Source organism: Streptomyces polygonati, assembly GCF_042650325.1.
GTDB classification, from domain to species: Bacteria; Actinomycetota; Actinomycetes; order Streptomycetales; family Streptomycetaceae; genus Actinacidiphila; species Actinacidiphila polygonati.
On sequence record NZ_JBHSBB010000010.1, the window covers coordinates 264,962 to 288,388 of the forward strand.

Below are 23,427 nucleotides of genomic sequence, written 5' to 3' on the forward strand. Positions count from 1 at the left end.
CCGGAATGCGGCGCCGGTCCCGGGCGTTCATCGAGAGGCATATTCCCGGAACGAGGAGCGAAGACGGATGTCGGGCAACGTGACCATGTACAGCACTTCCTGGTGCGGCTACTGCCGTCGGCTGAAGAGCCAGATGGACCGCGAGGGCATCGCCTACACCGAGGTCAACATCGAGCTGGACCCCGCCTCGGCGAAGTTCGTGGAGGAGGCCAACGGCGGCAATCAGACCGTGCCCACCCTGCTGATCTCCTCGCCGGCGGGCACCAGCACCACTTTGACGAACCCTTCGGTCGCCCAGGTCAAGCTGGCGCTGACCGCCGCCTGACCCCGCGCCCGGCACCGAGCGCGAAGCACCCCGGGACACCGTGCGCGACGCCTCGGACCCCCGGCCCACCGGCCGGGGGTCCGAGGCGCGCCCATGTCCGGACACGACCGGCCGGCCCGGGTCTCACTGCGGCAGGCCGCCCGGCCTCGGCAGCGGCTTGCCGTACCAGAGTTCGATCAGCCGGGCCGCGATGGAGATGCCGAACGGCGGCAGCACCTCGCCGGACTCGAAAGCGGTGCGCAGATCCTCGCGGGAGAACCAGCGGGCCTCGTGGATCTCCTCGCCGTCGACGGTGATGGTGGAACTGGTCGCGCGGGCCATGAAGCCCAGCATCAGGCTGGAAGGGAACGGCCAGGGCTGACTGGCCACGTACTCGACCTCGCCGACCACCACACCCGCTTCCTCCAGCACCTCGCGGCGCACCGCCGCCTCGATCGACTCGCCGGGTTCGACGAAACCGGCCAGCGTCGAGAAGCGGCCCTCGGGCCAGTGGACCTGGCGGCCGAGCAGCGCGCGGTCCTCCTCGTCGGTGACCAGCATGATCACCGCGGGGTCGGTGCGCGGATAGTGCTCCGCCCCGCAGGCCGGGCAGCGCCGGATGTGGCCCGCGGCGGCGATGACGGTGCGTTCGCCGCAGCGGGAGCAGAAGCGGTGCAGACGCTGCCAGTTCTCCAGGGCGACCGCGTGCACCATCAGCGCGGCCTGGAGCGGGTCGAGGAGTCCGCCGACCTCGCGCAGGCCGGCCGGGCGGGCCACCTCGTCCATCCGGCCGGGCAGGGTGTCCTTCTGGAGGGCGAAGTAGCGCACCCCGTCCGCGGGGTCGATGCCGAGGAAATAGCGGTGCATCTCGGTCTCGGGGGCGTCGAACGCCGGGGTCATCACGAGTTCGGTGCGGCCGTCCTCGGTGTCCTGGACCAGCACCTGGCCGCCGGAGACCACGAACACCCGGGTCGTCGGATGGCTCCAGGCCGCGGCGAGCCACGCCTCGTCGAGGCGGTGGTGGGCGGCCCGGTCCACACCCACATGGGTGAGAGGCAGCGGCCGCCCTGTCGTGTCGAGACGTCCGGTCAAGGCTGCTTCCCGCTCCCCTTCGAATTCATGATCGTCATGATCGTCGTATTCATCGTGGACTGCTCCACCTTCTCCACCACTGGATGCCAACCGTCGGACGGCGCGGAAATTCCCGGGAACGGTACGGGTACGGCCCGTACGTCCCGCGCGGCGTCGCAGGCCGAGAAGGTGCGCGGCCATCGGAAGGAGGCGCGCGGCCGGGTGCGGACGGCGGGGTCCGGGACGTCGTTGTCCGGGGTCGAGCTCATGGATACGAGCCTAACCGCCGCTCCCGGACCGGCCGACCGCTGCCCGCCGGGCAGCCGCCGCCCGTCCCTTACGTCGAGGGCTCCGGGGAGCCGTTGATCAGGCGTTCCAGGCCGGCCCGGTCCGGGAGTCCGGCCGGGCGGACCACTTCCCCGGTGCGGACGTGCAGAAAGGCCACCCGCACCCGCTCCAGCGGTACGCGCCGCAGTTCGGCCCAGGCCAGCCGGTAGACGGCCAGCTGGAGCGGGTCGGCGCTGCCGGGGGCGCGGCCGGTCTTCCAGTCGAGGAGGTCGTAGGAGTCACCCTCACGGTAGACGGCGTCGATCCGGCCGCGGATCAGCCGCCCGGCGAGGGTGATCTGGAAGGGCTCCTCCACCCGGTACGGCACGCGGTCGGCGTACGGGGTGCGCAGGAAGGCGTCCTTGAGGACGGTGAGGTCCTGCTCGTCGGCGATGTCGTCGCCGGACTCGATCCCGGGGAGGTCCTCCGGGCCGAACAGCGGCCGGACGTCGAAGCGGGACTCCACCCAGGCGTGGAAGCGGGTGCCCCGGCGGGCGGCGGGCGCGGGCGCGTGCGGCAGCGGACGGGCCAGGTCGCGGGCCAGGCCGTCCGGATCGGCGGCCAGCCGCATCAGCTGCGAGGCGGTCAGTGAGGCCGGCAGCGGTACGTCCCGCACGGTCGCCCGCGCCCGCCGCAGCTCCCCGGCCAGCGCGTCGAGATCCCGGTCCCAGGCGGCCACCAGCCGCGCCTCCTCCGGAAGGAGCACGGTCCCGTCCCCGGCCGCTTCACCGGCCCCCCGACCGGACGCGGCTACGTCACCGGGTCCGCGTACGTCACCAGGTCCGGCCGCACCCCCGCCGCCGTCCCCCGCCTCCCCCCTGGGCCCCGGCACCCCCGCCCCCCGCACCTCGTCCAGGTGCGCCAGCACGGATTTCGCCGCCTGCCGGCGCCGGGTCAGCGCCTCGGGGTCCAGCGGCAGCGGCCACGGCTGCTCGGCCGGGGCGTCCAGGCCCGGGTTGGTCGCCTCCGGCTCGGGCTCCGGCGCCCAGTGCTCGATCTCGCCGTTGCCCGCCTCGCAGTGCTCGCGCAGCGCCTCCAGGAAGGCCGACGGGCCGAACGGCGCCTTCTGGGTGGGCCCCCACCAGTGGCCCGACCCCAGGAGCAGCGAGCGGGGCCGGGTGAAGGCGACATAGCCGAGGCGCAACTCCTCGACGCGCTGGTGCTCCTTCATCGCGTCGCGGAAGCCGTCGAGCCCGGCCCGGGTCCATTCGTGGACGTCCGGCAGCGTGGCCGCGTCGCCGCGCAGGCCGTGCGGCAGCACCTTGGCGTTGGCCGGCCACAACTCGCGGCCGCGCTCGCTGGGGAAGCCCTTGGTGATCAGGCCGGGCAGGGCCACCACATCCCATTCCAGGCCCTTGGACTTGTGGGCGGTGAGCACCTTGACGGTGTTCTCGCCGCCCGGCAGTGAGCTGTCCAGGCCCTTTTCGTACTGGACCGCGGTGTGCAGGAAGCCGAGGAAGGCCAGCAGCGTCGCCTCGCCGTCCAGCGCGGCGAATCCGGCGGCCACGTCGAGGAAGGAGTGCAGGGTCTCCCGGCGGCGGGCGGCCAGCGCGTGCGGGGACGCGGACAGCTCGACGTCGAGGCCGGTGACGGTCAGCACCCGGTGCAGCACGTCCATCAGCGGATCGGCCAGCGCGCGCCGGAGCTCCCTGATCTCGGCGGCCAGCCGGGCGAACCGGACCCGTGCCTCGGCGGAGAACGGCAGTTCCTCCCCCGGCTCGGACCGCTGGGAAGAGCGCCCGGCTCGGTCGGCGGCCAGCTGCGGCGCGGTGTCCAGGAAGGTCTCCAGCGCGTCGGCCAGCGAGACCACCTCGGCCGGGTCGGTGCCCTCGACGGCCGCAGCCAGCGGATCGGCGCCGTCGGCCGGTGCGCCGCCCGCGTACCGGACGAGCTGCCGGGCGCGGCGGCCCAGCAGCGCCAGGTCGCGCGGGCCGATCCGCCAGCGGGGGCCGGTGAGCAGCCGCACCAGCGACGCGTTGGCGGTCGGGTCGTGCAGCACTTCGCAGGTGGCGACGAGGTCGGCGACCTCGGGCAGGTGCAGCAGCCCGGACAGGCCCACCACCTCCACCGGTACGTCCCGGGCCACCAGCGCCGCGTGGAAGTCGGCGAAGCGGCCGGCGGTACGGCACAGCACGGCGATCTCGCCGGGCGCGGTGCCGGTGCGGACCAGGTGGGCGATGGTGTCGGCGAGCCAGCCGGTCTCCTCCTCCTGGGTGGGCAGCAGGGCGCAGCGCACCTGCCCGTCGCGCTCGGCGCCGGGCGCGGGGCGCAGTGCCTCGACCCCTTCGTGCCGGGCCCGCAGCTCGGTGGCCAGGGTGTTGGCCAGATCGAGCAGCCGGCCGCCGGAGCGGCGGTTCTCGCTCAGCGCGTAGCGGTCGGCGGGCCGCCCGTCGGCGTGGGGGAAGTGCCGCGGGAAGTCGTCGAGGTTGGCCACCGACGCGCCGCGCCAGCCGTAGATCGCCTGGCAGGGGTCGCCGACCGCGGTGACGGGGTGGCCGGTGCCGCCGCCGAACAGCCCGGCGAGCAGCAGCCGCTGGGCGACCGAGGTGTCCTGGTACTCGTCCAGCAGCACCACCCGGTACTGGTCGCGCAGGATCACGCCGACCTCGGGCCGCTCCTGGGCGAGCCGCGCGGACAGCGCGATCTGGTCGCCGAAGTCGAGCAGTTCGCGGCTGTGCTTCTCCTGCCGGTAGGCGGCGGCCAGTTCGGCCAGGTCGCGGCGGCCGGCGACCGCCTGCCGTACCTCCCGCACCCAGGCGTTGCCTCGTGTGGCCGGGTCGAGGCCGGCCAGTTCGGCGGCGAGTTCGGTGTCGTACGACCGCAGGCGCTCGGCCGGCACCAGGTGCTCGGACAGTTCGCCGGACAGCGCCAGCAGGTCGGAGACGAGGGTGGGCAGGCCCTTGGTGAGCGCCGGGTAGGGGCCGGGCGCCGCCCGCAGCACTTTGGCCGCCAGCTGGTAGCGGGTGGCGTCGGCGAGCAGCCGGGCAGTGGGTTCCAGGCCGATCCGCAGGCCGTGGTCCTTGAGCAGCTGGCCGGCGAAGGCGTGGTAGGTGGAGATCCGGGGCTCGCCGGGCGGCGCCTCGGCCTCGCCGGGGCCGGGCGGCAGCGGATCGGGGTCGGTCACCCCGGCCCGGACCAGCGCCGTGCGGACCCGCTCGGACAGCTCGCCGGCCGCCTTGTTGGTGAAGGTCAGGCCCAGCACCTGCTCGGGCGCGACCTGTCCGGTGCCGGCCAGCCACACCACCCGGGCGGCCATCACGGTGGTCTTCCCCGAGCCGGCCCCGGCCACGATCACGCCGGGCGCGGGCGGCGCCGTGACGCACGCCAGCTGCTCCGGGGTGAAGGGGATGCCGAGCAGCTCCTTGAGCTGCTCGGGTCGGGTGATGCGGGTTGCCACCCTGGTGAGGCTATCCGGCCGGGCCGACACCGGAGAGCGGGGCCAGGTCACCACCGGCCGCAGGGAGTGGACAGGCAGCGGAGGACGCGCAGGCGGGGGCGCCGCGCCGTCATTCCACCACGTGCCGGCCCTCCGCCTTGGCGCTGCACGAGGCCTGGAAGGCGCAGTGCGCGCAGTGCTGGCCGGTCGCCGGGGTGAAGCGTTCGTCCAGCACCCGCCCGGCCGCGCGGGCCAGCAGCTCCTCGGCCCACTCCCCCGCCGGGCCCTCCAACGGTGCCTGCCGCTGGACGGCGGGCACGGTGTCCCCGCCGTCCCGCCGGGTGGCGCCAATCCGCAGCTGGACGAGTTCGGCGCCACCCGAGGGGGGCCGCTGTCCGCCGAACAGCGGATCGACGGCGCCCTCGCGTACGGCGAGCTGGTAGACGGCCAGCTGCGGGTGGTGGGCGACTTCGGCGGCGGTCGGTTTGGCGCGGCCGGTCTTGAAGTCCACGACGTACGCCTGGCCGTGCGCGTCGGTCTCGACCCGGTCCATGCTGCCGCGGATGCGGACCTGGACGTCCCCGGCGCCGAGGGTGACGTCGAAGTCGTGCTCGGTGGCGACGGCGGTACGGCCGCGTTCCATCACGTGCCAGTGCAGGAAGCGCTCCAGTGCGGCGCGGGCGTTGTCCTTCTCCTGGCGGGACTTCCAGGGCGCGTCGAAGGCGAGGGCGTCCCACACGGAGTCCAGCCGGGTCATCAGTACGTCCAGGTCGGCCGGGGTCCGGCCGGAGGCCACCTCGTCGGCCAGCACATGCACCACGTTGCCGAAGCCCTGGGCGGCGGTGGACGCGGGCTCGGCCTTGACCTCGCGGCCGAGGAACCACTGCAGGGAGCAGGTGTTGGCGAGCTGGTCCAGGGCGCTGCCGGACAGCGCCACCGGCTGCTCCCGGTCGCGCAGCGGCACCTGCGAGCGGGTCGGCTCGTACAGTCCCCACCAGCGGTCCGGGTGCGCGGCCGGCACCAGCGCGTGGCCGTCGTCGTCCAGCGCGGCCAGCCGGGCGAGGCGCTCCGCCGCGGCCTCGCGCAGCGCGGCCGAGGCCCGCGGGTCCACCGTGGTGGCCCGCAGCTCCGCCACCAGCGCGGCAACCGCCAGCGGGCGGCGCGGGCGCTGGGTGACGTCCTGCGGCGGGACACCGAGTTCGGCCAGGAAGCGGGACGGCTGGTCGCCGTCGTCGGCGGCGGACCGCACCGCGGTGACCAGCAGCCGCTCGCGGGCGCGGCTGGTGGCCACGTAGAACAGGCGGCGCTCCTCGGCGAGCAGGGCGCCCTGGGTGAGCGGCGGCGCGAGGCCGTCCGAGCCGATCCGGTCCGCCTCCAGCAGGGAGCCGCGGCGGCGCAGGTCGGGCCAGACGCCTTCCTGCACCCCGGCGACCACCACGAGCCGCCATTCGAGGCCCTTGGCGCGGTGGGCGGTGGTCAGCCGTACGGCGCCGGGCCGTACGGCGGCCGCGGTACGGGTGTCGGCGGCGATGTCGAACGCGGACAGCTCCTCGATCAGGTTGAGGGCGCCCCGGCCCCCGGTGCGTTCCTCGGCGCGGGCCGCGCTCTCGAACAGCGCGCACACCGCGTCCAGGTCCCGGTCGGCGTTGCGGCCGCCGGCGCCGCCGCGCACCGCGGCACGCTCCAGCCGCGCGCTCCACGGCGAGTTCGCCCACAGGCCCCACAGCGCCTCCTCGGCGGTGCCGCCGTCCGCCAGGGCGCGGCGGGCCTCCTTCAGCGACCGGCCCAGCCGCTGGGCGCCGCGCGCGTAGGCGGGGTCGTGGGTGGTCAGCCGTTCCGGGCGCGCCAGGGCCTCGGCGATCAGGACGTCGGAGGGCCGCGGTACGGCCCGCCCGGCCGTCCGCTCCTCGTCCCGCAGCGCCCGTCCCAGCCGGCGCAGGTCCGCGGCGTCCATGCCGCCGAGCGGCGAGCCGAGCAGGGTGAGGGCGTCCTCGACGGTCAGCTCCAGCCCGGGGGTCCCGGGGCCCTCGTCCGGGGAGCTTCTGTCGTCCCCGTCGTCCCCGTTGTCCCCGTCGTCCTCGGACGACGTCTCCGGCGGGTCCTGACGCCCCCCCAGCGCGGACCTGGCCGCCACCCGCAGCGCCAGCAGCAGCGGCGCCACCGCGGGTTCGGCGTGCAGGGGGGCGTCGGAGGCTTCGAGGTCGACGGGGACGCCCGCCGCGGTGAGGGCGCGGCGCAGCGGCGGCAGCGAGGTGCCGCTGCGGACCAGTACCGCCATGTCGCGCCAGGGGATCCCGTCTTCGAGGTGGGCGCGGCGCAGTACGTCCGCCACGGAGTCGGTCTGCGCGCCCGGGGTCGGATAGGTGCGGACCGCGACCGTGCCCGCGGCGCGGCCCGGCGGCGGGGTCGGCGAGCGGTGGCCCCGGGCGGTGGCGGCGGGCAGCCGCGGCAGCGGCATCCGCTCGGTGAGGCGGCGGGTGGCGGCGAGCAGCGGGGCGGCGGCCCGCCGGGATGCGGTGAGCACCCGGACGGGAGCGGGCCGGCCGTCGGGCCGGGGGAAGCGCTCGGGGAAGTCCAGGATGCCGTTGACGTCGGCGCCGCGGAACGCGTAGATCGACTGGTCGGGGTCGCCGAAGGCCACCAGCGTCCGGCCGCCGCCGGCCAGCGCGCGCAGCAGGCGGGCCTGCGCCGGATCGGTGTCCTGGTACTCGTCCACGTACACCGCGTCGTAGCGCCCGGCCAGCTCGGCGTGGACCTCGGGCCGGCCGACCAGCCGGACCGCGCGCTGGACCAGTTCGGTGTAGTCGATGACCCCTTGCAGGTCGGTGACGTCCAGATACTCCGCCAGGAAGTCCGCCGCCGCCCGCCAGTCGGGGCGGCCGAGGCGGTGGGCGAAGGAGCGCAGCGCGTCCGGCGCGAGGCCGAGTTCGCGGCTGCGGGCCAGCACGGCGCGCACCTCGTCGGCGAATCCGCGGGTGGTCAGGGCCGCGCGCAGGTCGTCCGGCCAGCGCACATGGGCGCGTCCGTCGCGGGCCAGCGTGATCTGTCCGGCCAGCAGTTCGCGGACCAGCAGGTCCTGCTCGGGCCCGGACAGCAGCCGGACGGGTTCGGCGTAGCGCTCGGCGGGCTGGTGGGCGCGCAGCAGGGCGTAGCAGAAGGAGTGGAAGGTGGCGGTGTGCGGCGCCGCCGGGACCCCGCCGCCGGGACCGTCGGGGTCGCGCGGGCGGGCCCGGCGGTCGGAGCCGCCCCGGCCGGCGGAGCCCTCGGCGCCGAGCCGCGCGGCCGTCCGGTCCCGCAGCGCCAGCGCGGCCCTGCGGTGGAACGTGAGTACGAGGATGCGCTCGGGCGGGGTACCGGACCGCACCCTGGCTACCACCGCCTCGACCAGCGTGGTCGTCTTGCCGGTGCCGGGACCGCCCAGGACCAGCAGCGGCCCGCCCCGGTGCTCAACCACCGCCCGCTGCGCCGCGTCCAGCACAGGGGGCGCGGCGGGCACCACGGGCGCGCGCACCAGCCGGTAGCCTCCGACGCCCGGGCCCGTCGCGTACGGCGTGCCCGGCCGGTCGGACAGGGCGACGCCCGGCGCGGCAGCGGCGGACGGAGGAGAGAGGTTCACGTGATCAGCCGGTTTCATGATGGTCGGTCGGTGTGCTCCGGATACTCCGGACGGGCGGCGGGGGCCCTGTCAGCCCCTCGGATGGCGGAAGCTGGATGACATGAGCTACCGGCCCTCACCCGTCACCGCTGTCGCGGTCCCCCCGCGTGCCCGCGGCGCCGCCGGGTGCGTGCCCGTCCCAGCGGGCCCGGCGCAGGTCCACCCGGGGGATGTGGCCCTCGGCGGCCGGCCCGGACTCGCGCAGCGGGGTGCCCTCGGCCCGGTAGGCGTCCAGGGCGCGCAGCTCGTGCCCGGACAGCAGCACCCCGTCGGACCGCACGACACGCCACCACGGCACTCCGCTGCCGTACAGCGCCAGGACCCGGCCGACCTGGCGCGGGCCCGCCTCGCCGAGCCACTCCGCCACATCGCCGTAGGTCATCACCTTGCCCGGCGGGATCAGCTCCACCGTGTCGAGCACCCGGTCCGCGTACTCACTGGGGTGTCCGGTGGGGGCCGCCGGGTCGTAGTCCTCGCTCATCCCGCCCATCCTGCCCCAGACCGCCGACACCGGGGGGTTCCGGTGCCAACCGCACATCGCTCGTGCCACCATCGTCCGGGCGGTGACTGGTGATACGAGATCAAGAAGAGACCACGGGGGACAAGCAGGGCGCTGGGCAGGCCGGAGAGGCCGCCCGCGCCCAAGCACCGCTGCCCGCTTCCGGCAGGGCCGCCGGGGGATCCGGCGGCTCGGGGCGCCCGGCGGGTCCGGTCGGCGCCACCGGGGGTTCGGCGGGTCCGGCGCCCCGCAACGGCTCCGGGCCCGGACCGGCCGGCTCCCACCGCGAGACCCCCGCGGAGACCTCGTCCTCCACCGGCTCCCATCCGGCATCGCCCGCCGAGACCACCTCCCCCGGCGGCTCCCACCGGGCGCCGCCCGCCGACACCCGGCCGCCCACCGGCTCCCACCTGGCCGCCACCGCCGGCTCCGAGCCCCCCTCGGGCTCCCATGTGGCCTCGCCCGCCGACACCGGGCCGGGAGCCGACGGCGAGGCCCGGCCGCGTAAGGACCCCGAGGCGGAGTCCTGCGACGACGCCGCCGCCGAGGAGGCCGGTGCCACCCGCGCCGCCGTGTCCCGCGACGAGCCGCTGCTCGCCGCGCGGGTGCACCGGCCGGCCGACCTGGTGCGCTTCTTCTTCGGCCTGCTCGGCATCGGCGTGGTGCTGGCCATCGCCTGGTTCGCGCACGCCACCACCACCGGCCTGGAGACCGACATCTCCAAGGGCGCCTCGCACGCGCCCAACGCCCTGGCCTCCACCGCCGGTCTGACCGCGAGCGTCGCCGTCCTGATCGTCCCGATCGCCTTCGCCGTCGACCGGCTGATCAAGCGGGACGGCCTGCGGATCGCCGACGGGGTGCTGGCCGCCGTCCTCGCGCACGGCGCCGCGCTGGCCACCGACCTGTGGGTGAGCGACTCCGCGCCGCACGCCATCCGTGAGGCGCTGTCCCACAGCGCGCCGTCCGGGCTCGGCATGACCGACCCCGTGCACGGCTATCTCGCCCCGGTCATCGCCTATGTCACCGCGGTCGGCATGGCCCGGCGCCCGCGCTGGCGGGTCGCCCTGTGGCTCGTCCTGCTGCTCGACGCCTTCGCGGTGCTGGTCGGCGGTTACACCACACCGTTCTCGATCGCGCTGACCGTACTGATCGGCTGGACGGTCGCCTACGGCACGATGTACGCCGTCGGCTCGCCGAACGTCCGTCCCACCGGCCAGAATCTGCTGGCCGGGCTGCGCCGGGTCGGCTTCGCGCCGCTGACCGCCCGCCGGGTGCTGGAGGCCGCCCCGGAGGACGCCGACTCCGACCGCGGCCGGGCCTATCTGGTCACCCTGGAGGACGGGCCGCCGCTGGACGTCACCGTGGTGGACCGCGAGCGGCAGGCGCACGGCTTCTTCTACCGGACCTGGCGGCGGCTGTCCCTGGTGGGCGGCATCACCCAGCGCCGCAGCCTGCTGTCGCTGCGCCAGGCGCTGGAGCAGGAGGCGCTGCTGGCGTACGCGGCCATCGCGGCCGGCGCCAACGCGCCCAAGCTGATCGCCACCTCCGAGCTGGGCCCGGACGCGGTGATGCTGGTCTACGAGCACATCGGCGGCAGGCGGCTGGACGCGCTCGCCGACGAGGAGCTCACCGACCCGCTGCTGCGCGAGGTCTGGATCCAGGTGCGGGCGCTCCAGTCGCGGCGCATCGCCCACCGGCGGCTGGTCGGCGAGTCGCTGCTGGTGGACCGCAACAGCCGGGTGTTCCTCACCGAGCTGCGCGGCGGGGAGATCGCCTCCGGCGACATCGTGCTGCGGATGGACATCGCGCAGCTGCTGACGACGCTGGCGCTGCGGGTCGGCCCGGAGCGGGCGGTGGCCTCGGCGGTCGCCGTGCTCGGCCCGGACGCCGCCGCTGCCTCGCTGCCGCTGCTCCAGCCGATCGCGCTCAGCCGGGCCACCCGGCGCCGCCTCAAGGTGCTGGCCAGGGCGCGGGCCCAGCGCGAGCGGGACGCGGTGCTGGCCGCCTCCGCCGAGGGGCGGGAGGCACGCGAGCACCGGCGGGCCGAGGAGGCCCGGGAGGCGGAGGACCCCAGCCTGGTCAAGGGCAGGTCGAAGGCCAAGCGGAAGGCCGAGGACAAGGCGGAGAAGCGGGCCATCGAGGACGCGGTGGACGAGGTCCGCGAGGACGACCTGCTGGCCCGGATCCGCCAGCAGGTGCTGCTGATCCGCCCGCAGGCCCCGGTCGAGCCGGTCCGGCTGGAACGCATCAAGCCGCGCACCCTCATCACGGTGATCGCCGGCGCCTTCGCCGCGTACTTCCTGCTGTCGCAGCTCAGCTCGGCGCCGATCGGCCACGCCATCCTCAACGCGGACTGGCGCTGGGCGCTGCTGGCCTTCTTCGGTTCGGCGGCCAGCTATGTGGCCGCCGCGGGCGCGCTGTCCGGTTTCGTACCGGAGAAGCTGTCGCTGCTGCGCACGGTGCAGGCGCAGATCGCCGGGTCGTTCGTGAAGCTGGTGGCGCCGGCCGCGGTCGGCGGGGTGGCGCTGAACACGCGCTATCTGCAGAAGGCCGGGGTACGGCCGGGGCTGGCGGTGGCCAGCGTCGGCGCGTCCCAGCTGGTCGGCCTGGGTGCCCACATCCTGCTGCTGCTGACCTTCGGCTTCATCACCGGCACCGAGAAGACGCCCTCGCTGTCCCCGTCCCGCACGGTGATGGCGGGCCTGCTCACCGCGGGGGTGCTGGTGCTGGTCGTCACGGCGGTGCCGGTGCTGCGCAAATTCGTCTCCACCCGGGTCCGGGCGCTCTTCGCCGGGGTGGTGCCGCGCATGCTGGACGTGCTCCAGCGGCCCGCCAAGCTCTTCACCGGGATCGGCGGCACCCTGATGCTGACGGTCTGCTTCGTGATCTGCCTGGACGGCAGCGTGCGCGCCTTCGGCGGCCACCTCAGCTACGCCGCCATCGCGGTCGTCTTCCTGGCCGGCAACGCCCTCGGTTCGGCCGCGCCCACCCCGGGCGGGGTCGGCGCGGTCGAACTCGCCCTCACCGGCGGTCTGATCGCGGCGGGCCTGCCCAAGGAGGTGGCCACCCCCGCGGTGCTGTTCTTCCGGCTGCTGACCTTCTGGCTGCCGGTCCTGCCCGGCTGGCTGTTCTTCACCCATATGACGCGCAAGGGCGAGCTGTAGCGGGCGGCACCGGCGTGCGTAAGGGGCGGCACCCGATGGGTGCCGCCCCTTACCTCCCGTACCGGCCGGGCTAGTAGACCGGCTTCTCGGGCTCGATCGTGTTGACCCAGCCGATGACACCGCCGCCGACGTGGACCGCGTCGGCGAAGCCCGCGGACTTCAGGATGGCGAGGACCTCCGCGCTGCGGACACCGGTCTTGCAGTGCAGGACGATGCGCTTGTCCTGCGGGAGGTGTTCGAGGGCGGAGCCCATGATGAACTCGTTCTTCGGGACCAGCCGGGCGCCGGGGATGGAGACGATCTCGTACTCGTTCGGCTCGCGGACATCGATGATCTCGATGTTCTCGCCGTCGTCGATCCACTCCTTGAGCTGCTTGGGAGTGATCGTGGAGCCGAGCGCGGCCTCCTGGGCCTCCTCGGAGACGACGCCGCAGAAGGCCTCGTAGTCGATGAGTTCGGTGACCGTCGGATTCTCGCCGCACACCGCGCAGTTGGGGTCCTTGCGGACCTTGACCTGGCGGTAGGTCATCTCCAGGGCGTCGTAGATCATCAGCCGGCCGAGCAGCGGCTCACCGATACCGGTGAGCAGCTTGATGCCCTCGTTGACCTGGATGGAGCCGATGGACGCGCACAGCACGCCGAGGACGCCGCCCTCGGCGCAGGAGGGGACCATACCGGGGGGCGGGGGCTCCGGGTAGAGGCAGCGGTAGCACGGGCCGTGCTCGGACCAGAAGACCGAGGCCTGGCCGTCGAAGCGGTAGATCGAGCCCCATACATACGGCTTGTTCAGCAGCACGCACGCGTCGTTGACCAGGTAGCGGGTCGCGAAGTTGTCGGTGCCGTCGATGATCAGGTCGTAGTCGGCGAAGATCTCCATCACGTTGTCGGCTTCGAGCCGCAGTTCGTGGAGGACGACCTTCACATAGGGGTTGATGCCCTGGACGGTGTCCCGGGCGGACTCGGCCTTGGAGCGGCCGACGTCGCCCTGGCTGTGGATGATCTGGCGCTGCAGGTTCGACTCGTCGACCTCGTCGAACTCGACGATGCCGAGCGTGCCGACACCCGCCGCGGCCAGGTACATCAGAGCGGGCGAGCCGAGGCCGCCGGCCCCGACGACCAGCACCTTGGCGTTCTTCAGCCGCTTCTGCCCGTCCATGCCCACATCGGGGATGATCAGGTGACGCGAATACCTGCGGACCTCGTCAACGGTGAGCTCGGCGGCCGGCTCGACCAGGGGTGGCAGCGACACAGAGACCTCAGCAATACGGTTGGTCGGTCATCAGACGGGACGTACCGGCCCGTACGGGTGAATGCCCCACCCGTACACGCCGACTCCATAACACTGCCACGCCCGTCTTCATTCCAAGACACCTGGTCCGAGGACCGAGACGCCTTCGGCCCGCATGGTGGGCTGCGCCGGCCCCTCAGGGCTGTCTGCGGATCTTGCGGACCGCCTCCTGCCAGTAGCGGGGCAGCCCGGCCCAGGGGTCGGTGCCCTCCCGGTCGGTGCGGTCGGTCAGGCACACGGTGCCGGCGCCCTGCCAGCGGGCGATGCGCAGGGCGGTGTCGAGATGGGTGGACGGCAGGCTGTGCACGAGGTGGGCGAAGCGGGAGGGCGGGTGGTCGGCCGTCCACTGCGGCGGCTCGGACCAGCGGTAGCGGCTCCAGGGGCCGTTGAAGGTGACGATCTGGTCGGCGAACTCCGCGTAGCCGGGGTAGGGGTGGGAGCCGGGGGCCAGTACGACGGGCCGGCGGGCGGCGGCCCCGGCTTCCGGGGCCGCTCCCCGGCCGCGTTCTCCGCCGCCTTTCCCGGCTTCTCCGGCTTTTCCGGCTCCGGCCAGCAGGGCCCGCAGTGTCGTCACCACCCGCCGGCACGCGTCCACCCTGGCCCGCAGGACCGGGGCCCGGGAGAGGAAGAAGCCGTCCACCCGGTACCAGTTCAGATACGACGAGGCGTCGGTGATCAGCTCGCCGAACGGCCGGGCGCCGTAGGCGACGTCCAGCAGTCCGAGGAGTGGGACGCCGTTCTCACGAACGAGGGAGAGCGCCTCGCCGTAGAGCGGGTCCGGACGTGAGCCGGGGCCGCGCGCCACATCGAAGGCCACCCAGTCCAGCGGCGCGCCGGGCCGGGCCAGCTCGGCCCACTCCCCCGGCGCGACCAGCGGGTGCGCGGTGGCGGGCACGCCGAGGCCGCCCCGCCCGGAAGCCGCGCGGGCGGCCCGGGCGGCGGCCGTACGGTCCCGGGCCAGGGCGTCGCCCTGCGCCGGTTGCGCCGAGCGGTCGCCGCGCGGCCGGGTGATCGTGTGCCGGGAGGGGATCAGACGCGGCATGCCGCCTCCATCCACACATCGGCCAGCGACTCCTCCAGGCCGATCCGGGGCCGCCAGCCGAGCCGGTCCCTGGCGGTCCGCACATCCGCCTGCTGCCAGGTGCCGCAGCCGTCCGGGTACGGCGGCTGGGGGGGTCCCTGGGACGGTTCGTCCATCTCGTGCAGCATCCCGTCGTAGCCGGCCACATGGGCGAGCGCGGCGGCCATGTCCCGCAGCCGCACCGCCCGGCCGCTGCCGATGTTCACCACGCCCTGGGCGGCGGACAGCGAGGCGGCGTGCACGGCCCGGGCCACGTCCCGCGCGTCGATGAAGTCGCGCTGCACGCCGAGGCCGCCGAGCCTCAGCTCCGGGTCCCCGCTCTGCATGGCGCGCCGCAGCGTCTCGGCGATCCGGCCCAGCGGGGAGCCGGTCGGGGTGCCGGGCCCGGCCGGGCTGAACACCCGCAGCACCACGGCGTCCAGGCCCGAGCCCAGCACCAGCTCGGTGGCGGCGAGCTTGCTGACGCCGTACGGGCCGCCGGGCCGCGGCACGGCGTCCTCGCCGGTCGAGGAGCCGACCGGCGAGGGTCCGTACTCCGAGGCGCACCCGACCTGTACGAGGCGGGCGGCGACCGAGCTGCGGCGCAGCGCCTCGCAGACGGTGGCCACGGCGACGGTGTTCTGCCGGGTCAGGTCCCGGGCGTTGCCCCGGGTGGCTCCGGCGCAGTTGATCAGCACGCCGGGATGGACGGCGTCCAGGAAGCGGGCGAGCACGCCGGGCGCGCCGCTGGACAGGTCGAACCGCACGTCCGACTCGTCACTGCGGCCCAGCGCGGTGAGCTGGACGGCGGGGTCGGCCAGCAGCCGTTCGGCGACATGCCGGCCCAGGAATCCGTCCGCCCCCAGCAGCAGCACTCTCATCGTCCGCCTCCCGGGGTGGGACACGGCGCTTCGCACGGTGGCAGGGAAGGGGGTTGGTGGGTGGTCACGGAATCTCCTGGTTCGGTGGTACGGGAGTCAGAGGCGGATCGGGCGGCGGTGGGCCGAGGCACGCGGCAGGAGGCGGAACGCCGCCACCGTCAGCGCCAGGGCGGCGACGCCGCAGACCAGCGCTTCGGCGGTGGCGCCGCCGAGGCCGAGGTGGAGCGGGGCCGCGCCGAGCACGAGGGCTTCGCCGGCGCAGGCGGCCGCGAGCCCGGCGACGGCCGTCCTCGGCCGGCCGTGGACGGCGAGCAGCCGGGCGGTGAAGAGCAGCAGGCCGAGCGCGGCCGGGCCCGCGACAGGAGTGGGGCCGGCGATCGCGCCGGCGGTGACGAGCAGCACGAACAGCGCGAGGCCGTACGCGGCGAGGGCGGCGGCCAGCCGTGGCCGTACCGCGTCCGCGAATTCGGCCAGGCCGTGGCTGGGGGCGAGTTGGGCGCGGGCCCGGACCGCGAACCAGTGCGCGCTGGCGGCGGCCGGGGCGAGGCTGAGGGCGAGCGCGGTGAAGGCGGCGGCGCCGTGGCCGGGGTCGAAGGGGTCGAAGGGGCTCCGGCCGGCCAGCGCGGAGACGGCCTGCGGCCCGTACAGCGCGAAGCCGAGCAGCACACCGGCCCATGGCGCGCCCGGGCGCAGGACCGCCCACCCTGCGGCGATCGCGAGCAGCGCGCCGGGCACCGCGAGGTGGACGGCGGCGGCGACGGCGCAGACCACCCCGGGCAGCAGCAGCGGCGCTCCCGCGCGGGCCCCGAGCCATGCCCGCTCCCGGACCCCGCCGACCCCGCCTCCCGCCCCGACCCGCACCACCGGCGGCACCCGCCGACAGACCTCTTGCGCCAGCCCGAACACATCCCGCGCCCCGAGCCGCCGCGCGTCCCCGTCCGTCACCCCGCGCGCCTCAAGCCCCGCCGCGACCTCCCACACGTCCACGGCCCCGCCGACCAGATCCCGATGCCGCCGCATGACGCTCCGCACGGGGTCCGCGAGATCGTGCCGGCGGTCGGCGGGACCACTCCCGCCGGTCCCGGACCGACCGCCACCGGCAACCGGCGCGGGTTCGGCGGGAGACCCCGCCGAATCCGCGCCGGGCCGCAGGGCACCTGCCCTGCCCGCGCCGGGCAGCGGCCCGCCGGACACCCGCCCTTCCGCCGCGGAAGAGCGGCCACCGGTTACGCCCGGACCGCCCGACACCGAACGCACGACAGACGACCCCGGCCCCGCCCCGACAGGCACGCGCCCACCAACCCCACCCCGACCACCATCACCCGCACCCAAAACACCCGACACCGAACGCCCGGCAGGCGGCCCCGGCTGCGCCCCGACAGGTACGCGCCCGCGCCGCACGGCATCGCGCGGGGTCGCGGTGGCCGGATGCCCGGACGGCGGGCGGGCGACGGGCGGTTCGGAGGCAGAGGCGGGGGCTGGGGGCCGGCCGTCGTGCGTGGCTGCCGACCACGACCTGTCGTCCTCCGGTGCGCCGGCCGCAGGCCGAGCCCCCGCGAGGGCCGACCCGGAACCCGGGGCGCCGGGCCCGCCGGTCCGGGTCGAGGTGGCGGGTCGGGGAGGCGGGGAGACGGGGCGGTCACGGTGATGGGGTGGGTGCCAAATCGATTCGGCAGCGTGGACCTGCGCGGAGGGGGAGTCGGCGGCGGTCATCGGTGGGGTCCTCCGGGGGCGGCGGTGGCCGGGACGCGCGCGGCTGGGGGTGGGGTCGGGGCGAGGCGGGTGGGGGAGAGGGATTCGGCCGGGGAGATGAAGGGGCGGGGCGCGCCGGCGGCGTCGCGGAGGGGCTCACGGCGGACGGGGTGCCGGGCGACCACGGTGAGATAGCTCTCCTGGAAGGCGTCGGCGCAGCGCGCGGGGGTGAACAGCGCGAGGGCGCGTTCGCGGGCGGCGGCGCCCAGCAGGGCCGCCCGCTCCCGCCCGCGCAGCAGCTCCAGGGTCGCCTGCGCGAGTGCCCCGGGGTCGCGCGGCGGCACGACGAGTCCGGTGCCGCCGATCACCTCCCGTACCGCGCCCACATCCGTGGAGACCGTCGCCCGCCCGCAGAACATCGCCTCCACCAGGCTGAGCGGAAAGCCCTCCGCGCTGCTGGACAGCACGACGACATCGCCCGCCGCGTAGGCGTCCGCCGCTTCCGGCCCGCCCGGCGATCCGATCTCCTCGAAGCTCACCGGGCTCCCGTCGGGCCCGGCCGGGAAGAGCCGCGCGGCCAGCGCGCGGCAGTGGGAGAGGTAGGACGCGAACGGTTCGCCCGCCGCGCGCACAGGGAAGATCCGCAGCCGGGCCCGCGGTTCCTCCCGGCGTATCGCGTGGAACGCGTGCAGCAGCGCGACCAGATCCTTGGCGGGGTCCGGCCGCCCGACCCAGGCCACGGTGGGGGCGAGGGACGCGGCGGGCGTGGTCGCCGCCTCGGCCGCCTCACCGACGCGGGCGAACGGCGACGCGTCGATGCCCGGCTGCACCGTCCGCATCCGGTCGCGCCGCGCCCCGCACCGCTCCTGCCAGCGCCGCACATGCGCGGACCCGGGGGTGACCAGGGCGGCCCGGCGGTAGGTCTCGGCGGCGAGCAGCCGGTGGTAGTCGCCGAGCAACGCCCGTACGGCGGGGGCGAGTCCGGCCGCGCGGTGGGCGAGCAGCGCCTCCCGGACCCGGACGGTGTACTCGGTGACGATCAGCGGTGTCCCGCAGAACCGTTTGGCCAGCAGCCCCGGCAGGGCGGCCGGGCCGCCGGACGCCGCGTGGCACAGGTCGGCGGCGCCCAGCTCCCCCGGCCCGTACCAGGGCGCGGACAGGGGTCGTAACTGCTGCTCCACCAGCCCGGCCACGGTGAGGAGTTCGGTGACCACGATGTCCCTGAGCAGCGGTCTCACCCCGGGGGCCCGGCAGGCGCCCTCCAGCGCGACCAGCGCGTCCTCGCCGCGTAACAGCCCCGCCAGGGAGCCGTGTTCGGCGGCGACCTCGGCAAGTCCGTACAGCCCGGCGGCGAAGCGCTCGGCCCGGGTCTCGATGCCCAGGGCGCCGCCGCCGGCGAGGGCTGCGGCCAGCTCGGCGTAGGCCCGCAGAAACGCGGCGCGGCCGGCCCGCCGTACGGTCCGCCGCGGGGCGCGGGCGGCGCCCACCGGATCGCCCCAGAGGCGTTCGGTCAGCACCCGCCGTACCTGCGGCGGCGTCGGCACCCGGCCCGCCGACTCGTTCCGCGAGGACCGGCTCAGCGCGTAGACGTCGAAGTCGTGGTGCCCGAGCCCGCGTACGAGCCGGTCGCACCACGCGCCTCCCTCACCTCGCGCATACGGATAGCCACCCTCGGTGAGCAACGCGATCCGCACGTGTCCGCCTCCTGACGCCTGCCGGTGCACCGGTGATGTGCCGCCGGTACGGACGCCCGCCACGCTCATGCCGCGGCGCGGCGGACGCGACGGCCCGGCGCGAAGACGTTATGCCGCGAGGACGGGGGCGCGACGGACGGTTGTCCGTCGCACCACCAAAAGGGGTGAAGCCACGTAACTTCTCCCACCGCCGCGCGTTGAAGTGACCTATGGTGCGGTCGTCATCACGCTCCGCAGTGCTCTGCGGACTGCCCGGCGGGCCCGGATCAAGCGGCGGCTACGGGAACGGCCAGGCGTTCGGCTTGCAGGTGGGCCCGCCGTCGAGGGACAGGAATTTGGTCTGCTGCATCATGACCGGCGCGAGCGCGCCCTGTTCGGGACAGCCCACATGGCCGTGCCCGAGCCGGTGCCCGACCTCGTGATTGATCAGCATCTGCCGGTATTCGTGCATGCGCTGGGGTCCGAAGGTGTCCGCGCCCCGCGCCCACCGGAAGGCGTTGATCATCGTGCGCGGTGTCGAGGCCGCGTCACACGACACATTGTCCACCGTCGTGTCCAGGCCCGACTCCTCGCACCACTTGGCGGTGGTGCCCGGACTGGCCAGGGTGACGACGATGTCGGCGGCGCCGGTCGAGACCCGCTCGAAGGTCATCGCGCCGTCGTGACCCCAACTGCGCGGATCGTTCAGCGTCTTGAACACCGTCTGGGCGAAGAGGCCCGCGTCCAGCGGCAGTCCCTTCTCCACGTCCACCCGGAACCGCATCACGCGGCCCTTGCCCGGCGCGGCCTGGTGACCGGGCACGGTGGAGAAGGCGCCGGACAGCGCGAGGTCGGGGGCGAGCGGATACTGCCGGGCCATCAGCTGGTCGTAGCTCGCGGGTTCGGCGCTCGCCGCCGCCCCCGGGGAGGTGGTCGCGGCGCCCGGCGCGGTGGTCGGCGCCACATCGGGGGCGGACCGCCCGCCGTCGCCCTTGCCGCCGGTCCCGCCGTGGTCCTTCTCGCCGCCGATGAACTGGCTGCCGACGACGACGGCCAGCACCGTGACGACCGCGGCGGCCGCGATGCCGCTGAGGGTCCGGCCCTTGCCGCCGCCCTTGCCCGCGCTCTTGCCGCCGGTCGGCGCGGGCAAGGGCTCCGGGTCCCGCACCGGCCCGGGTTCCGGCCGCGGCCCCGGTGCGGCCGGCCGGTGTGCGCCGGGCGCCGCGTCGAAGGCGTCCACGTACTCCTGCCGGGGCCGCGGCACGGCCCGTCCGCCGGCGTGCAGCTGGCGGGTGGCCTCCGAGGCCGCGTCCGAGGAGCCCGCGCCGTACGGCGGCCGGTCCTCCGGGTCGGACGGCGGCTCGCCGGAGCGGCCGGTCCCCCGGCCGGGACCCGGCGTGGTCCAGTCGCCGGCGCCCCACGCGTCGTGCTCGCGGTGCTCGGGGTGTGCCTGCGGCGGTACGTTCAGCTCCTGGGGCCTGATCACCGCGAAACCGCCGGTGTCCTCCGGTGAGTCGGCCCGCCGCCGGCGGCCGGACCCGGGCACACCCGGGGCGCCGGGCACGACCGGCCTGGCGGGGACGACCGGCGTACCGAAACCACCCGGAACGCCAGCCCCACCGAAACCGCCGGGGCCGCCCGCGTCACCCGAAGCGCCCGGGAAGCCGACATCACCTGGAGCGCCGGAGCCGGACGGGATCCCCGCACGCCCGGGGGTCCGGGGCGGGACCGGCCGGCGGTAGGCACCACCGCCGCTCCCGCCCCTGCCCGGTATCGGACTGTCCTGGCCGTCCTGGCCATCCGTCGCGCTGTGCTTGCCCACGCCCTCGATCAGCTCCCGGTCGCCTCGGTCGTCGGACTCGTCGCCGCACGTCCGGCGCCCGCCGGAAGCGTACGGTCCGCGACCGCGTACAGCAGATCACGAAACGCCCGGGACACCAGCTCCGGGTGCTCCATCATCGCCACATGCCCGCTGTCGGGGATGGTCAGCAGCCGCGCGTCCCGGAAGGTCCGCGTGGCGCGGGCCGCCATCCGCGGCGACACCAGCTTGTCCCGCCCGCCGTAGACCAGCAGCACCGGCGCCAGCACCTTCTCGGCCTGCCGCCACAGCGCGTGCTGGCCGCCGAGGGTGTACGCGTTCACGATGCCGCGGGTCGAGCGGACCATCGCGTCCCAGAAGTACGGCAGCTCGGTGCGCCGCTGGTACTCCCGCGCGGCCTCCTCGCGGGTCGGCCCGTCCACCACCGAGGGGTCGCCGTAGCAGAGCTCCATCAGCGCGGCCGCGCGCCGCTCGATCGACCAGTCGCGGGTGGCCCGCAGATACAGCGCGGGCACCCCCGGCAGCGAGGCGAGGCCGGTGGGCCAGGCGGAGCGCTGCGGCGGCACTTCGGGCAGCGCCGGCGAGATCAGCGTCAGAGTGCGTACGAGGTCGGGGCGGGCGGCGGCGACCTTCACCGTGACCGCGCCGCCCATCGAGTTGCCGAACAGGTGGACCGGGCCGCGCCGCTCGGCGTCGAGCAGCCTGATCACCGCCCGGGCCTGGCCGGCGATCGAGTAGTCGCCGTCGTCCGGCGGCGGTGAGTGGCCGAAGCCGGGCAGGTCCAGCGCCTCGCCCGACACCCGGTCGGCGAGCTTGTCCATCAGCAGCGTCCAGTTCTGCGAGGAGCCGCCGAGCCCGTGCACGAAAAGCGCCGGTTCGTGGTCCCCGGTCCCTGGGCGGTCCTCGTGCGACCTGACCACCAGGCCGAAGCCGGGCAGCGCCACGGTGCGCGCCGATTCCCCGGCCGCGAGCACCGGTCCCACCGGGGGTACGGCCGCGGGCGCGACGGCCGCTTGAGGAGAGTCGGTCGTGGACATGGACATATGTTACGAGACGATCACGCGTGCGATTGTGTGTTCGCGGCCACAAGCGGTGAGAAGCCTGAAGAGGGCCGAGGAGCGCCAGGTAGGGCGCCGAGCGCGGTCACCGACGACGATGGAAGAGTCAGGGAAGGGAGGCGCCATGTCCAAGGACATCGAGGACATAGGCAGCATCGACGGCATCTCCGGCTTCGGCCGCGAAGCGGACGCCCCGGACGACACCGTACGGACCGCGCCCGACATCGATCCCGCGGACACCGCGGACGCCGCCGACCCCGAGAACCCCGAAGTCCCCGAGGTCTCCGAGATCCCGGAGGAGGGGCCCGGAGCAGCCGGGGATTCCGACGAGCTCGATGTGGAGGCGCCCGAGGCCGACGCCGCCGAGCAGCGCATCGGGGTGCTGGGGCGCGAGGAGGAACCGATCACCGAGCCGTCGCCGGACGACCTGCTCGAAGCCGATCCGGCCGACGCGGCCGATCAGCGGCGAGCGGTCGAACAGGATGACGACGACTACCGCTGACCGCGCCGACCCGCCGCTCACCGCCCCCGACAACCGCCGACGCCCGCCGGCTGCCGCCGACTGCCGAAGGGCCGAGGTCCGTCCATTTCCATCACCGGCCACCGCCGACTACCACTGTCGACCGGTGAATCCCGCTGGGCCTCGCCGGGATATCACCGAACCGGGGCGGAACTCGCGGCGGACCGCCGGTGAACGGTTCCAGGAAGTGAGAATGTGCTCCCGCGCGGCGCACACTGTCGTTACTCAAAAGTACGATGGCGGGTGAGGTGCCCATTCTTTTCCATCACCACCATTTGGGAGGCGGCGTGACAGCCATCGAGCAGACTCAGGCGCGGCCGCGCGGCACCCGCCTGCCCCGCCGGGCCCGACGAGAACAACTGCTGGGCGCGGCCCAGGAAGTCTTCGTCGCGCAGGGTTATCACTCGGCGGCGATGGACGACATCGCCGAGCGCGCCGGAGTCAGCAAGCCGGTTCTCTACCAGCACTTCCCGGGCAAGCTGGAACTTTATCTCGCCCTTCTCGACCAGCACTGCGAGTCACTGCTGCACGCGGTCCGGACGGCACTGGCCTCCACCACGGACAACAAGAAGCGCGTCGAAGCGACCATGGACGCGTATTTCGCCTATGTCGAGGACGAGGGCGGCGCCTTCCGGCTGGTCTTCGAGTCGGACCTGACCAATGAGCCGGCCGTCCGCGAGCGGGTCGACAAGGTCTCCCTCCAGTGCGCGGAGGCGATCAGCGAGGTCATCGCCGAGGACACCGGGCTCGCCCGGGAGGACGCCATGCTGCTGGCCGTGGGCCTCGGCGGGGTCTCCCAGGTGGTGGCGCGCTACTGGCTGGCCACCAGCAGCGAGGTGCCGCGCGACACGGCGGTGCAGTTGCTCACCTCGCTGGCCTGGCGCGGCATCGCCGGCTTCCCGCTGCACGGCACCGAGGGCCATCACTGAGACATTCACTGAGACGTTCCCCTCGCCGTGTTCGCTCACGGCGTGGGCGATCCACGGATTCCGGCCGGTCCGGCCGGGCTAGTCTGTGCAGCGTAACGGCGCGACGGACGC

The 23,427-nt window shown here is 74.9% G+C and carries 16 protein-coding genes; 4 read left to right on the forward strand and 12 right to left on the reverse strand.

From position 1 onward, the window contains the following. Window positions 1–67: 67 nt before the first annotated feature. Window positions 68–325: a glutaredoxin domain-containing protein gene (locus ACFO3J_RS13830; RefSeq protein ID WP_386429599.1), complete on the forward strand. Its 258-nt coding sequence runs from the start codon at window positions 68–70 to the stop codon at window positions 323–325. A 123-nt stretch (window positions 326–448) separates the two neighbouring features. On the opposite strand, the gene nudC is transcribed toward ACFO3J_RS13830, so the two are convergent. The 5 genes from nudC to ACFO3J_RS13855 form a co-directional block, all read right to left on the reverse strand. Continuing rightward, window positions 449–1,396, reverse strand: a complete 948-nt coding sequence (gene nudC, locus ACFO3J_RS13835) for an NAD(+) diphosphatase (RefSeq protein ID WP_386429600.1) — start codon at window positions 1,394–1,396, stop codon at window positions 449–451. Further along, window positions 1,393–1,644: a hypothetical protein gene (locus tag ACFO3J_RS13840; protein ID WP_386429602.1), complete on the reverse strand. Its 252-nt coding sequence runs from the start codon at window positions 1,642–1,644 to the stop codon at window positions 1,393–1,395. Before ACFO3J_RS13840 ends, nudC begins: the two co-directional genes overlap by 4 nt. A 68-nt stretch (window positions 1,645–1,712) precedes the next feature. Then, window positions 1,713–5,099 carry a UvrD-helicase domain-containing protein gene (locus ACFO3J_RS13845; RefSeq protein ID WP_386429604.1) on the reverse strand — a complete coding sequence of 1,129 codons (3,387 nt, stop codon included), beginning with the start codon at window positions 5,097–5,099 and terminating at the stop codon, window positions 1,713–1,715. Between the two features lie 109 nt (window positions 5,100–5,208). Next, a complete protein-coding gene (locus ACFO3J_RS13850) occupies window positions 5,209–8,712 on the reverse strand; it encodes an ATP-dependent helicase (protein WP_386429606.1) in 3,504 nt (1,167 codons plus the stop codon). A gap of 97 nt (window positions 8,713–8,809) precedes the next feature. Further along, window positions 8,810–9,214 carry an MGMT family protein gene (locus tag ACFO3J_RS13855; RefSeq protein ID WP_386429608.1) on the reverse strand — a complete coding sequence of 135 codons (405 nt, stop codon included), beginning with the start codon at window positions 9,212–9,214 and terminating at the stop codon, window positions 8,810–8,812. Window positions 9,215–9,303: 89 nt separating this feature from the next. Between ACFO3J_RS13855 and ACFO3J_RS13860 the strand changes: the two genes are divergently transcribed. Further along, window positions 9,304–12,396 (forward strand): lysylphosphatidylglycerol synthase transmembrane domain-containing protein, encoded by a 3,093-nt coding sequence (locus tag ACFO3J_RS13860; RefSeq protein WP_386429610.1) that lies wholly within the window; start codon window positions 9,304–9,306, stop codon window positions 12,394–12,396. 70 nt (window positions 12,397–12,466) lie between these two features. On the opposite strand, the gene moeZ is transcribed toward ACFO3J_RS13860, so the two are convergent. The 7 genes from moeZ to ACFO3J_RS13895 form a co-directional block, all read right to left on the reverse strand. Beyond that, on the reverse strand, window positions 12,467–13,645 hold the full coding sequence (gene moeZ / locus ACFO3J_RS13865) for an adenylyltransferase/sulfurtransferase MoeZ (protein WP_386429612.1): 1,179 nt from the start codon (window positions 13,643–13,645) through the stop codon (window positions 12,467–12,469). Between the two features lie 175 nt (window positions 13,646–13,820). After that, complete coding sequence (locus ACFO3J_RS13870) at window positions 13,821–14,726, reverse strand: spherulation-specific family 4 protein (protein ID WP_386429613.1); 906 nt, start codon at window positions 14,724–14,726, stop codon at window positions 13,821–13,823. After that, complete coding sequence (locus ACFO3J_RS13875; protein WP_386429615.1) at window positions 14,714–15,625, reverse strand: NAD-dependent epimerase/dehydratase family protein; 912 nt, start codon at window positions 15,623–15,625, stop codon at window positions 14,714–14,716. The genes ACFO3J_RS13870 and ACFO3J_RS13875 overlap by 13 nt, the downstream gene beginning before the upstream one ends. A 96-nt stretch (window positions 15,626–15,721) precedes the next feature. Continuing rightward, window positions 15,722–16,645: a hypothetical protein gene (locus tag ACFO3J_RS13880; RefSeq protein WP_386429617.1), complete on the reverse strand. Its 924-nt coding sequence runs from the start codon at window positions 16,643–16,645 to the stop codon at window positions 15,722–15,724. A gap of 689 nt (window positions 16,646–17,334) precedes the next feature. Beyond that, window positions 17,335–19,011, reverse strand: coding sequence for a DUF3492 domain-containing protein (locus tag ACFO3J_RS13885; RefSeq protein ID WP_386429619.1), 1,677 nt, complete (start codon window positions 19,009–19,011; stop codon window positions 17,335–17,337). A gap of 277 nt (window positions 19,012–19,288) precedes the next feature. Then, window positions 19,289–20,476 (reverse strand): DUF3152 domain-containing protein, encoded by a 1,188-nt coding sequence (locus ACFO3J_RS13890; protein ID WP_386429620.1) that lies wholly within the window; start codon window positions 20,474–20,476, stop codon window positions 19,289–19,291. Window positions 20,477–20,820: 344 nt separating this feature from the next. Next, the gene (locus tag ACFO3J_RS13895) at window positions 20,821–21,846 is read right to left on the reverse strand and encodes an alpha/beta hydrolase (protein ID WP_386429621.1); all 1,026 of its coding nucleotides are present in this window, start codon (window positions 21,844–21,846) and stop codon (window positions 20,821–20,823) included. A 145-nt stretch (window positions 21,847–21,991) separates the two neighbouring features. On the opposite strand from ACFO3J_RS13895, the gene ACFO3J_RS13900 reads away from it, so the two are divergent. Both ACFO3J_RS13900 and ACFO3J_RS13905 read left to right on the forward strand, forming a co-directional pair. Further along, a complete protein-coding gene (locus tag ACFO3J_RS13900; protein WP_386429623.1) occupies window positions 21,992–22,369 on the forward strand; it encodes a hypothetical protein in 378 nt (125 codons plus the stop codon). A gap of 305 nt (window positions 22,370–22,674) precedes the next feature. Further along, entirely contained in the window at window positions 22,675–23,316 is a 642-nt protein-coding gene (locus tag ACFO3J_RS13905; protein ID WP_386429625.1) for a TetR/AcrR family transcriptional regulator, read from the forward strand. Window positions 23,317–23,427 lie beyond the last annotated feature (111 nt).

What these genes read in the sequence shown, in the direction of transcription:
- ACFO3J_RS13830 (WP_386429599.1), top strand. Translation starts at nt 68, where the DNA reads ATGTCGGGCAACGTGACCATGTACAGCACTTCCTGGTGCGGCTACTGC.
- ACFO3J_RS13840 (WP_386429602.1), bottom strand. Translation starts at nt 1,644, where the DNA reads ATGAGCTCGACCCCGGACAACGACGTCCCGGACCCCGCCGTCCGCACC.
- ACFO3J_RS13850 (WP_386429606.1), bottom strand. Translation starts at nt 8,712, where the DNA reads ATGAAACCGGCTGATCACGTGAACCTCTCTCCTCCGTCCGCCGCTGCC.
- ACFO3J_RS13855 (WP_386429608.1), bottom strand. Translation starts at nt 9,214, where the DNA reads ATGAGCGAGGACTACGACCCGGCGGCCCCCACCGGACACCCCAGTGAG.
- ACFO3J_RS13870 (WP_386429613.1), bottom strand. Translation starts at nt 14,726, where the DNA reads ATGCCGCGTCTGATCCCCTCCCGGCACACGATCACCCGGCCGCGCGGC.
- ACFO3J_RS13875 (WP_386429615.1), bottom strand. Translation starts at nt 15,625, where the DNA reads ATGAGAGTGCTGCTGCTGGGGGCGGACGGATTCCTGGGCCGGCATGTC.
- ACFO3J_RS13880 (WP_386429617.1), bottom strand. Translation starts at nt 16,645, where the DNA reads ATGCGGCGGCATCGGGATCTGGTCGGCGGGGCCGTGGACGTGTGGGAG.
- ACFO3J_RS13895 (WP_386429621.1), bottom strand. Translation starts at nt 21,846, where the DNA reads ATGTCCACGACCGACTCTCCTCAAGCGGCCGTCGCGCCCGCGGCCGTA.
- ACFO3J_RS13900 (WP_386429623.1), top strand. Translation starts at nt 21,992, where the DNA reads ATGTCCAAGGACATCGAGGACATAGGCAGCATCGACGGCATCTCCGGC.